This window comes from Thermosipho sp. 1070, from assembly GCF_001682135.1.
Lineage (GTDB): Bacteria > Thermotogota > Thermotogae > Thermotogales > Fervidobacteriaceae > Thermosipho > Thermosipho affectus.
In genome coordinates this window covers 1,321,125-1,333,618 of the sequence record NZ_CP007121.1, presented here as the reverse complement: position 1 = coordinate 1,333,618, position 12,494 = coordinate 1,321,125, and the positions used below count along the sequence as shown (strand labels likewise).

Below are 12,494 nucleotides of genomic sequence, written 5' to 3'. Positions count from 1 at the left end.
GGGGAAAGTGAATTTTCTTGGGAGAAGTCTTACCGTTATCAACGATTTTTCAGTTGAAGAACAACTTTTTTTGTACGAAAAAACAAAACTTCTAAAACAACTTTGGAAAGAAAAGAAAGATACCAGTAAATTTCAAATCAAAAAAGATGTAGGAATTTATATCATCTTCGTTGAACCTAGTACTAGGACAAAAGAATCATTCATTAATGCAGCAAAATTTCACAAAAACGCCAAAGTAAACATTTTTGATTCAGAACATTCTTCATTTAATAAGAAGGAAAGTTATGTAGATACATTTAACATGTTAACAGGATACAGCAATTATTCAATTTTCATAGTCCGCACAAAACTTGAAGGAACTTGCAAATACCTTGATGAAAAAGTATATGAATTCACAAAAAGGCACGGTTTAGAAAAACCCTCATTCATAAATGCAGGTGATGGAAAACATGAACATCCAACTCAAGAATTGCTTGATGAATTCACATTTTTGGAACAATTGAATTTTGATAATTCCTATATTCATATTGCACTTGTTGGAGATCTTTTGCATGGCAGAACTGTACATTCTAAGGCAAATGGTTTAAAAATTTTTAAAAATGTCTTAGTTGATTTAATTGCCCCAGAAGAACTTTCTATGCCTATTCACTATGTAGAAAAAATGAAAAAAAATGGTTTTGAAATTAGATTATTTGATTCAATTGAAAATTATTTAAAAAATGAAAACATTGCCCCAATTTGGTATTTCACAAGGTTACAACTTGAAAGAATGGGGGAAGATATCCTCGAAAAAGAACACGTTTTAAGAAATAGTGTTACATTTAGGAAGGAATTTTTGGAAAAGTTACCTAAAAATGTAAAATTTTATCACCCTCTTCCAAGGCACAAAATGTATCCGACAATTCCCACATTTCTGGATACATTACCACTCAACGGTTGGGAAGAACAAGCAATAAATGGATATTGGACTAGAACCGTTTTACTTTCTATGCTTGGTGGAGCACTTGAAACAGATTTAGACAAAAAAATAAATAACATTATAGATGAACAATTTATAATCCCAGCCAATATTACAAATGGCACTAAGGGAATTTTAAAAGAAGGAAAAAGGGGAATTAAACCAATTGAAAATGGAACGGTAATAGATCACATTGCAAAAGGAAAATCAAAAGCTCAAATCTACGAAACTATAGTAAAAATAAGAAAAATCTTAAAATTGTATGACATTGATAGTGCAGATGGTATATTCCAATCACAAGACGGGAATTTTAAAGGGTACATAAGCCTTCCAGACAGGTATTTGTCAAAGAAAGAAATAAAAAAACTTTCTGCCATATCTCCAAATACAACGGTTAATATTATCAAAAACTCAAAGGTTGTGGAAAAATATAGAATTTCTCTTCCACCTTATATTTATGGATTTGCAGAGTTAAAATGTAAAAACGAAAATTGTATAACAAACCCTGCGCACGGTGAAAATGCAGAAGCGTTTTTTATAAAAAACGAAAAAGGAGAGCTTGTATGCAAATACTGTGAAACTCCACATACATTTGAAGAAATTTGGAACATATAGCCCCCGATAAACGGGGGTTATTTATACAAATGACATGCAACCTTCCGCCCTTTATATTCAATTAATTTAGGTTCTTTTTGGCGACATATATCCATTACGAATGGGCACCTTGGATGAAATCTACATCCCTTTGGTGGATTAATTGGGTTAGGAACTTCTCCTTGTGGTATAATTTTTTTCTTTTTTTTCTTTGGATCAGGTTCTGGAACAGCTGAAATCAAAGCTTTTGTATAAGGATGTAAAGGCTCAAGGTAAATATCCTTAAAATCACCTACTTCAACTAATTTTCCAAGATACATCACACCAATTTTATTACAAATATACTTCGTTGTTGCAAGGTCATGTGTAATAAACAAAAATGTTAAATTAAACTCCTTCTTTAAGTCAATTAATAGTTGTAGTAATTGTGATCTTACTGATACATCCAACATTGCTATAGCCTCATCGGCAACTACAAATTTTGGTCTTAAAATTAACGCACGCGCAATCACTATTCTCTGTCTTTGTCCACCTGAAAGTTCATGTGGATATCTATAATAAAAATCATCAGCTGGAGAAAGGTTAACCCTCTCAAGCATTTGCTTTACCATCTTTTTTCTTTCCATTCTACTATTTCCAATATTGTGTATCTCAAGGCCATGCTTTATCGCTTCTCCAACCTTCATATACGGATTTAAAGCCGCCATTGGATCTTGAAAAATAATTTGAAAGTTTTTTCTAAATTTTCTTAACTCCTCTTTGCTTAACTTGGTAACATCTGTACCCTCAAAAAGAATTTCCCCAGCAGTGGGCTCAATTAACCTTAAAAGAAGTCTTCCTGTGGTTGTTTTTCCGCTACCTGATTCTCCAACAAGACCAAAAGTTTCTCCTCTTTTTATATCAAAACTTATTCCGTCAACGGCTTTCACAAAACGCTGCGGTACCCTTGTTAAAACTTCACCTATTGTCCTTTTTATGGGAAAGTGTTTTACCAAATTTCTAACATATATCATACTTTCACCTCACTGTATAACCAACACTTTACCTTACTACCATCGATTTCGACAACTTTAGGTTCCTTTAATTCACAAATCTCCTTCTTAAACGGACATCTAGGGGCAAATCTACATCCTTTTGGCGGATTTAAAAGATCTGGAGGAGAACCAGGAATATATTTTAAATCCAAATCATTTACATTTGTATTTGGAATACTCTTAAGAAGAAGTTGTGTATATGGATGTTTTGGAGCATAATACAATTCTTCACTCTTTGCCTCTTCAATAATGTGTCCAGCATACATTACACAAATTTTATCCGCAGCTTCCGCAACAACTCCCAAATCATGAGTAATTAAAATCATGGACATATCATATTCTCTTCTTAATTCATTTAACAATTCCATTATTTGAGCTTGGACAATTACATCCAATGAAGTAGTAGGTTCATCTGCTATTACCAATGTAGGATTTAACACCAACGAAAGTGCAATCATAGCTCTTTGCCTCATTCCACCACTAAATTGGAATGAATATTCTTTCATGCGCTCCGGTTTAATTCCTACCTTTTCTAAAACCCTTGCTGTTCTTTCCCTTGCCTCCTCTAAAGTAATATCAGGCTCATGAGTCTTCAATGTTTCATAAAATATCTTCTCAATCTTCATTATTGGATTCAACGAAGTCATCGGATCTTGAAAAATCATTCCTATCTTTTTCCCTCTGATTTTTCTAATATCTTCCTCGCCCATTGTAACTAAATTTTTCCCTTCGATTTCCATAACCCCATTGTAAAAAGTCGTAGGAGGTAATATTTTTAATATTCCTTGTCCAAATGTTGATTTACCACATCCAGATTCACCAACAAGGCCCACAACTTGACCCTTCTCTATTGAAAAATTTATATTATCAACCGCTTTTATATATCCACGCTTTGTTTTATAATATATTTTTAATCCTCTTGCTTCAAATACTGACACAAACTCACCTTCTTTCTCTAATAGTGGGATTCAACAACTCGTTTAACCCTTCACTAAACATTGAAAATCCCAATACTACTGTCACAATAGCAAGTCCTGGATAAAGTAGTCCCCACCAGGCCTTACTTAAAACAAACCTTTGACCATTACTCAGATCAAATCCCCAATCTGGAGTAGGAGGTGCTATACCTAACCCCAAAAATGACAATCCTGCTTCGGTCATAATGGCATCTGCAAGATTCATTGACAGTACAACCACTATTGATGGCAAAACATTTGGAAAAATGTATTTTAAAAGGATCTCATAATTTCTTGCGCCCAAAGCACGTGCTGCTTCAACATACAATTCACTTTTAATAGAACTAACCTGATTCCTTATAACCCTAAAATACGTCGGAGTATAAACAACGGCTATAGAAACAGAAATATTTACAACACCCGGACCTAAAACCGCCGCTATTGCAATAGCAAGTATCAGACCTGGGAAAGAATAAATTGCATCCATTATCAACGTCAAAACCCTATCAAATGCACCACCTAAATAACCGGAAACTAATCCCAATGGTATTCCAACACCAGCAGCTATTAAAACTGCAATAAATGCTATGGTTAAAGCTATTCTTGCACCATAAATTACCCTACTAAGTATATCTCTACCAAGATTATCCGTACCAAAAACAAATTGATCATTTGGGGAGGTTAAAGATCGTCCAACTCTTTCAATTGGATTATACGGAGCAATTTGCGGGGCAAAAATTGCTAGTGTAATGTAAAAAAGTAATATCATTGCACCTATAAAGGTTAGCAAACCCGTTCCAGTTTTAAATAAATCATTTATTATTTCGCCAATTCGCTCGCTAACAAACTTTTTTCTCACAATATCACCCCTTAGTATCTAACCCTTGGATCTACTAGTGCATTAACTATATCAATTACAATACTTATAACCACAACAAACATTGCAAAAAATACAATTGTACCTTGAATCGCCGGAAAATCCCTATATTTTATTTTCAACACCAAATAACTTCCAATCCCCGGCCAAGAAAAAGTAGTCTCAGTTAAAACTGCACCGGCAAGTAACAATGCAAATTGCATTCCCATAATCGTAAATATAGGAACAAATGCATTTTTTACCGCATGACCATACAAAATAACTCTCGACTTTAATCCCCTTGCCTTTGCAGCTTTAACAAAATCTTTTGACAGCATCAATACGGTATTATTTCTCACCATACGCAAAAAAATACTTGAAATTACAAGTCCCAAAGTTAATCCAGGAAGCAATAAATGCTTTAAAACATCTGAAAATGCCTCCCAATTCCAGTTTAAAATACTATCCAAAATTAACAATCCAGTCTTTATATCCAAAGACACCCTAGGAGATAATCTTCCGCCGACAGGAAACCATCTTAAATAAACTCCAAATAAAAGTTGTAACATTAAGCCAAGCCAAAACACGGGAATAGCATAAAGTAATATAGAATATACCCTTGCAGAAATATCTAAAGATTTATCCTTACGCCACGCAGCTTCCGCACCATAAAACAACCCTATCAATAATGCGATTATAAAGGAAAATATTGTTAATTCTAACGTTGCAGGAAATCTATCTTTAATTTCATCCCAAACAGGTCTATTTGTAAGCGTTGATACCCCTAAATCTCCTCTAAAAACATTTCCAATATAATCAAAAAACTGGACAATTACAGGCTTATCCAACCCTAATTCGTGTCTTTTAGCTTCTATAACTTCCAAAGGAGCTTTTCCCCCTAAAATAGCCAAAACAGGGTCACCTGGAATAATTCTCAAAATAAAAAAAATCATTACCAATAAAATAAATATCATAGGAATCGCAAGTATAACACGCGTAATTATATAACTTTTCAAGGACACTATATTCTCCCTCCTTTTAAAAAACCGCCCAAGATGGGCGGTGATATTTACTTTCTTTCGAGGAGATAATACCTAAAGATTTGGGTAGGCTCTAATATAATTCCTTTAATGTAATCATGTGCTTCACAATCTGCAGAACCTTGCCAAAGAGGAATATATGGCATCTCTGCCGCATGATAATTCTGAACAAGTTTATAAATCATTTCACGAGATTCTTGGTTAGTAGCTGCTCTACCAGCAACCATCAAATCTTCGACTATTTGATTTTCATAGAAACTACCAAGAGATTTTGCACCACTAACACTTAAAAATGGCCATAAATAGTCATCAGGATCAAGGTAATCAGGATACCAACCTAATAAGAATAATCCCATTGTTCCATTCAAGAAATATTCGACATATGTAGACCATTCAGCATACTTTATATTAACTCTAATCATCCCTGTTTCTTCCAAAGAACTTTTTAAAACTTGTGCAACGTCTGCTTCTGTAGTTCCATAATGAGAAGGTGTATACCACAAATCTATAACAAGTGGATTCTTTTCACTATAACCTGCAATCTTCAAAATTTCCTTTGCTGCTTGTAAATCGCGTTTTGGAAATACATCTTCGTGACTCCACATACCTGCTGGAATCATTGAATACAATGGCTTTGCTAGATCTACAAAAATATCCTTAACAATGGCACTCCTATCCACAGAAAGTGCTACTGCTTGCCTTACCAAAGGATTATCAAACGGTTTTTGTTTAACATTTAACACTAAATATCTAATTTGCGGACTTGCGCCTAAATATACCTTTATTCCGGAAACATTTTGTAAATCTAAAATATCCCTTGGATCAAGATGTCTATACGCAATATCAATTTCTCCCGTTTCAAGTGCAAGTCTCAATTGTTGTGAATTTTCATAAAATTGGATAATTATCTTCTTAGTCTTTGGCTTTGGACCAAAATATTTTGGATTTTCCTCTAAAACTATTCTTACATCCCTTATCCATTCACTAATTCTATATGGTCCAGATGCAGAAGGAGCAATATCTGAAAATCTATCCTCTGGTGTCACTTTTGGATTTACTGGAAATGCCACTGTATACCCTAATATCGAAACAAATGCTGAAAATTTACTTTTAAGATGTACTCTAAATGTAAATTTATCCACCACTTCCGTCTTTTCTACAACATCTGATAAGAGAAATGCGGGATCACCATTTAACCTCATAACGCGATCAAAAGAAAATTTGAAAATATTTGCATCGATCTGTGTACCATCTTCAAAGTAGGCATCTTTTCTTATATAAAACGTATAAACTAAACCATCGGATGAAACATCCCATTTTTCAAACAACCACGGTTTAATATTTGCAGTTCCAACTTCATAATCAACAGGTCCCGCTAAAACATTTTGCAAAATGTTACTGGAAAAATAATCATAACAATTCGCCGGATCAAGTGTCCTTATCTTGTCAGTTGTACCCACAACTATAACACTACTTGCGAAAGAAAAAGCAACAAGCAACAACCCCAAAATAACCAGCAATTTCTTCATATAATCCCCTCCCTTGGAATATGGTAACATTATTTTACCATATTTTAATATTAAAAATCAAGATTTAACATTAATTTTTTATTGTAATATTGTTTTTACATATCCGCCTATCTAATTAACCAAAAATTAATGATATACATTTGTTTCATAATCTTGTAAATTTCATTTATATGGTATAATTTTACAAAGAAAATAAACCGTTTGTGGAGGTGTAAAAGTGAAAAAATTTTATCTAACAACCCCTATATATTATGTTAATTCAGAACCACACATTGGAAGTGCATACACAACTATCATAGGAGACATAATTGCAAGATATAAGAGACTAATGGGATATGAGGTATTTTACCTTACTGGTACCGATGAACATGGACAAAAAATATTACAAGCTGCAAAGAAAAAAGGAACAGAACCTCAACAACTTTGTGATAAACTTTCTGAAAAATTCAGACAATTATGGAAAGATTTAAATATAACCAACGATTATTTCATCAGAACAACGGATAAAAAACACATGGAAACTGTACAATTTTTTGTTTCAAAAATGCTGGAAAATGGTGATATATATAAAGGAACATACAAGGGTTGGTATTGCATTCCTTGTGAAACATATTGGAATGAAGACGAAATAAAAATAGAAAACGGGAAACACATATGTCCCACATGTAATAGAGAACTAAATTTTGTTGAGGAAGAAAATTACTTTTTCAGTCTTTCCAAATACACCGAACCTCTGTTAAAACATTTTAAAGAAAATCCAGATTTTGTTGAACCAGAATTTAGAAAAAATGAAATGTTGAAAATATTAGAAAGCGGTTTAAAAGATTTATCAATAACAAGGACTACCTTTGATTGGGGTATAAGAATGCCAAATGATCCAAAACATGTTATATACGTATGGGTTGATGCACTAATAAATTATATTTCCGCAATTGGTTACGGAAATGATGAAGAAACGTTTAAAAAATGGTGGCCAGCAGATTTACACTTAATAGGAAAAGAAATAAATAGATTCCATAGTTTAATTTGGCCTGCAATGTTAATGTCTGTAGGGCTTCCATTACCTAAAAAGATCTTTGCACACGGATGGCTTACGGTAAATGGACAAAAGATCAGCAAATCACTTGGGAATGCTATTGATCCAAGGGAATTTGTAAAAAAATATGGAAATGATGTTATAAGATATTACCTTTCAAGGGATATTGTCTTTGGAAAAGATGGGGACTTTTCTGAAGAAAACCTTGTACAAAGATTAAATTCAGACCTTGCAAATGATTACGGAAATTTGCTCCATAGAACACTTGCGATGGTATCCAAAAATTTCAATTCAAAAATTCCAGTCCCCCAAACACCAAATGAGTCAGATAAATCACTAGCAAATGAATACTTTAAAACAAAAGAAAAATACTTAAGTTGCATGGAGCAATATAAATTGACAAATGCACTTGAAGCAATTTGGGATTATATTAGATTTGTAAACAAATACTTTGACGAAAACAAACCATGGATTCTTGCAAAAGAAGGAAACAAAGAAAGGCTTGCAACTGTTTTGTACTATACACTTGAAGCATATTTAAAAATTGCAACTTTGTTACTTCCATTTATGCCTGATTCGTCAAGAAAAGTGTTTAAAAGACTTGGGCAAGATTTTGAACCTCAAAAATTTATTGACAAGTGGAATACCCTTGTTGCTGGAAATAAAGTAATACATGATAAACCACTATTTCAAAAAATTGACCTGAAAAAATTTGAAAAAATTGCAATCAAAAAAGAGGAAAAAACAGAAGTCAAATTAGATAATCTAATTACAATAGATGATTTCAAAAAGATAGAACTTAGAGTTGCACAAATTGTTGAAGCAGAAAAGGTCGAAAAATCGGAAAAACTATTAAAATTAATTGTGGATCTTGGAAAACATGGAAAAAGACAAATAGTTGCAGGTATATCAAAGTATTATTCTCCAGAAGAACTAATAGGTAAAAAGATAATTGTGGTATTTAATTTAAAACCCGCAAAATTAATGGGAATAGAATCACAAGGTATGTTACTTGCGGCAAAAATCAATAACGATTTAACAGTATTAACCGTAGATAGAGATATTGAACCTGGTGCAAAAATTTCATAACTGGAGGGAATTTAATGGAAATAAATAGATCCATCGAAGAAGAATTAAAAGAGTCTTATCTTAGTTATTCAATGAGTGTTATCATTGGTAGAGCCATTCCAGATGTTAGGGATGGATTAAAGCCTGTACAGAGAAGAATCTTGTACAGCATGCACGAGCTTGGATTAAGCCACAACAAACCATTCAAAAAATCTGCGCGTATCGTTGGTGAAGTAATAGGTAAATACCACCCACACGGTGATACCGCAATATATGATACGCTAGTTAGATTAGCACAAGAGTGGTCAATGAGATATATTCTTGTGGAAGGACAGGGAAACTTTGGGTCAATTGACAAAGATCCACCAGCAGCTATGAGGTATACGGAAGCAAGACTTGCAAAAATTTCAGAAGAATTACTAGAAGACATAGATAAAGACACAGTAGATATGATGGACAACTTTGATGGTAGCTTGAAAGAACCAGTTGTTTTACCATCAAAATTTCCAAATCTACTCGCCAATGGTTCGACTGGTATTGCAGTTGGAATGACTACAAACATACCTCCTCATAATCTATCAGAGCTTGTGGATGGATTTGTAGCACTTATTAAAAACCCGGAAATTTCTATAGAAGAGTTAATTAATTTTATTCCTGGGCCAGATTTTCCAACAGGTGGAGAGATAATTGGGAAATCAGGAATCCGTGAGATGTATACAACAGGAAGGGGAAGTTTCACAATCAGAGGTATAATACAAGTCGAAGAGGAAAAGAAAAAGAAAAAAATAGTTGTTACTGAAATTCCATTTAACGTAAATAAATCAGACCTAATAAAAAAGATAGTTGAATATGCAGAAAATTCAAATTTGCAAATCAAAGATATTAGAGATGAATCGGATAAAGAAGGGTTAAGAATTGTAATTGAAATACCAAAGAATGTAAATGAAGATATAATTATAAATAATCTTTACAAACACACACAATTACAAAGCACTTTCCATGCACAACTATTGGTAATTGACAAAGAAAAAAAACCCGCCCTAATGAACCTCAAAGAATTAATGTGGGCATTCGTAGAACATCGTTTTGAAGTGGTAAGAAGAAGAGCACAGTTTTTCTATAAACAATACTCTAAAAAAGCACATATATTAGAAGGATTAATCAAAGCTTCACGTTCTATTGATACAATAATCTCTGTAATAAGAAATAGTGAAGATCAAGAAAGTGCTATAAGGGAACTAATTGAAATGTTTGATTTTACAGAAACTCAAGCAAAAGCTATTGTAGATCTTAGATTAGGTAGACTTACAAAACTTGAAATTTCCAAACTAATAAAGGATTACAATGAACTTGTGGAAAAGATGAAGATAGAAAAAGAATTAATCGAAAATGATGAGAAAGTGTATGAAAAAATAATAGAAGAGCTATACTATATAAAAACACAATACGGTGATAAAAGAAAAAGCAAAATTTTGGATCATGAAGAAAGAGAAATCAAATTCGATGAGTTGGAATTAATTCCAGATAAAGAAGTAGTGATTTCATTAACAAAAAAGGGTTACTTGAAAATGATGAACCTCTCCACATTTAGAACTCAAAAAAGAGGGGGGAAAGGAGTAACTGGTTCCTCTCTGATGAATGATGATGTAATAATGGAAGTTATATACACTCATCTTCACGGTAAAACGCTGTTTTTCACCTCAAAAGGAAAAGTTTACCTTTTAAATAATTACCAAATTGAGGAAAATTCAAGAACAAGTAGAGGGAAATTAGTTTCTAAATATTTAAACCTTGACAAAGATGAAAAAATCTTAACAATGTTATCAGTAGACGACTTTTCTGGAGAATTGTTCTTCGTAACAAAATACGGAAAAGTAAAAAGAACAGCATTAAAAGAATTTGAAAATATAAACGCAAGAGGACTTAGAGCTATTAATTTCGACGGTGATGATAGCCTGGTATCCGTACAAAAAATTGAAAGTGAAGAACAAACAATACTAATTGCAACCAAAAACGGAATGAGTATAAGATTTTCCATTTCAGAAGTAAGAACAATGGGACGCTCTGCTATGGGAGTAACTGGCATAAAACTTTCTAAGGATGACGAAGTAGTTAGTTCCACTCTTCTATCTGACGAAAAAAACTACATCTTAACAGTTACAAGGTATGGATACGGTAAACTCACTGAAATATCACAATACAGGATCCAAAAAAGGGCAGGTCTGGGAATCAAGAATATATCGGATGTTTCCAAAACAGGAGAAATTGTAAGTGTAAGTTATGTTATGGGACGTGAAGATATAATGATTTTCACAAAACATGGCATGTCAATTAAAATTAACATTAGTAGTCTAAGACCTCTTAGTAGGGTAACAAAAGGTGTAAAATTACTAAACCTTTCAAACGGGGATGAAATAGCAGACGTTGCAATAATTAAGGGAGAAGATGAAAATGTATAAAGAAATAGACCACACAGCAGATGTGGCATACGAAATAAGTGCGCAATCTTTTTTTGAAATATTAAAAGATATAATAAAAATTTTTAAAGAAAATTATGCTCCAAAGATTAATTGCAAAAGTTATAAGCACTACAAATACAAACTAAAAGAAAATGAAGATGCGATATTTGATATAGTTAACGACTGGATTGCCTCTATCGAGTTGGGATATTTTCCAGTTGAAATATACGCAGATTACACTGTAAAATTTTGCCCATTTGATGGTATAACTGGCAATGGATTCAAAGCTTTAACATATCACAACCTAAAAATTGAAAAAATTGAAAATATGTTAAAAATAAAGGTGGTGTTTGACATATGAAAGAACTTACTGAAAAGCAAAAAAAAGTTTTAGATTTTATAACTTCATATATACAACAAAATGGATATTCTCCATCTATTAGAGATATTGCCAAACACTTTAAACTAACTCCAAGGGGGGCACATATTCACGTAATTGCACTTGAAAAGAAAGGATATATAACAAGAAATCCTAAAAATTCCCGTTCAATCTCTTTGATAAAAAGACCTGAAAGTGTTTCTATTCCAGTAAAAGGAAAAATCTCTGCGGGTTTAGGCATAGAAATGTTTGAAATAATCGATGAAGAAATAGAAATCCCCATTAGGATGATTTCCGGATTTGGCAATTATTTTGCATTAAAAGTTGAAGGAGACAGCATGATCGATGCCCACATAATGGATGGTGATTATGTTATTTTAAAAAAACAATACAGAATTCCAAATGGGCAAATTGCTGCTGTAATTTTTAACGACAAAGTTACTTTAAAAAGGTTTTACCACAAAAAAGAAAAAGTGGAACTTGTCCCAGAAAACAAAAATATGAAACCCATTACTTGTGACACAAGTAATGTAAAAGTAATTGGAAAATTGGTGGGGATAATAAGATTCTACGAATAGGAGGTGA

The 12,494-nt window shown here is 32.9% G+C and carries 10 protein-coding genes; 5 read left to right on the top strand and 5 right to left on the bottom strand.

The window, feature by feature from the left end; translation table 11 throughout:
• Positions 1-7 precede the first annotated feature (7 nt).
• A complete protein-coding gene (locus Y592_RS06735; protein ID WP_075666229.1) occupies positions 8-1,573 on the top strand; it encodes a bifunctional aspartate carbamoyltransferase catalytic subunit/aspartate carbamoyltransferase regulatory subunit in 1,566 nt (521 codons plus the stop codon).
• 17 nt (positions 1,574-1,590) lie between these two features.
• Here the strand turns inward: Y592_RS06735 and Y592_RS06730 are convergent, their stop codons facing one another.
• The 5 genes from Y592_RS06730 to Y592_RS06710 are packed head-to-tail and all read right to left on the bottom strand — an operon-like array spanning position 1,591 to position 6,967.
• The gene (locus Y592_RS06730; RefSeq protein ID WP_075666228.1) at positions 1,591-2,565 is read right to left on the bottom strand and encodes an ABC transporter ATP-binding protein; all 975 of its coding nucleotides are present in this window, start codon (positions 2,563-2,565) and stop codon (positions 1,591-1,593) included.
• A complete protein-coding gene (locus Y592_RS06725; protein WP_077287720.1) occupies positions 2,562-3,524 on the bottom strand; it encodes an ABC transporter ATP-binding protein in 963 nt (320 codons plus the stop codon). Before Y592_RS06725 ends, Y592_RS06730 begins: the two co-directional genes overlap by 4 nt.
• A gap of 4 nt (positions 3,525-3,528) precedes the next feature.
• Positions 3,529-4,401, bottom strand: a complete 873-nt coding sequence (locus tag Y592_RS06720) for an ABC transporter permease (RefSeq protein WP_075666226.1) — start codon at positions 4,399-4,401, stop codon at positions 3,529-3,531.
• Positions 4,402-4,412: 11 nt separating this feature from the next.
• Positions 4,413-5,420, bottom strand: coding sequence for an ABC transporter permease (locus tag Y592_RS06715; protein WP_075666225.1), 1,008 nt, complete (start codon positions 5,418-5,420; stop codon positions 4,413-4,415).
• A 47-nt stretch (positions 5,421-5,467) separates the two neighbouring features.
• Positions 5,468-6,967, bottom strand: a complete 1,500-nt coding sequence (locus Y592_RS06710) for an ABC transporter substrate-binding protein (protein ID WP_075666224.1) — start codon at positions 6,965-6,967, stop codon at positions 5,468-5,470.
• A gap of 217 nt (positions 6,968-7,184) precedes the next feature.
• On the opposite strand from Y592_RS06710, the gene metG reads away from it, so the two are divergent.
• The 4 genes from metG to lexA are packed head-to-tail and all read left to right on the top strand — an operon-like array spanning position 7,185 to position 12,487.
• Positions 7,185-9,092, top strand: coding sequence for a methionine--tRNA ligase (gene metG / locus Y592_RS06705; protein ID WP_075666223.1), 1,908 nt, complete (start codon positions 7,185-7,187; stop codon positions 9,090-9,092).
• 14 nt (positions 9,093-9,106) lie between these two features.
• The gene (gene gyrA, locus Y592_RS06700; protein ID WP_075666222.1) at positions 9,107-11,530 is read left to right on the top strand and encodes a DNA gyrase subunit A; all 2,424 of its coding nucleotides are present in this window, start codon (positions 9,107-9,109) and stop codon (positions 11,528-11,530) included.
• On the top strand, positions 11,523-11,891 hold the full coding sequence (locus Y592_RS06695; RefSeq protein ID WP_075666221.1) for an archease: 369 nt from the start codon (positions 11,523-11,525) through the stop codon (positions 11,889-11,891). Before gyrA ends, Y592_RS06695 begins: the two co-directional genes overlap by 8 nt.
• The gene (gene lexA, locus Y592_RS06690) at positions 11,888-12,487 is read left to right on the top strand and encodes a transcriptional repressor LexA (protein ID WP_075666220.1); all 600 of its coding nucleotides are present in this window, start codon (positions 11,888-11,890) and stop codon (positions 12,485-12,487) included. The genes Y592_RS06695 and lexA overlap by 4 nt, the downstream gene beginning before the upstream one ends.
• The last annotated feature ends 7 nt before the right edge of the window (positions 12,488-12,494 follow it).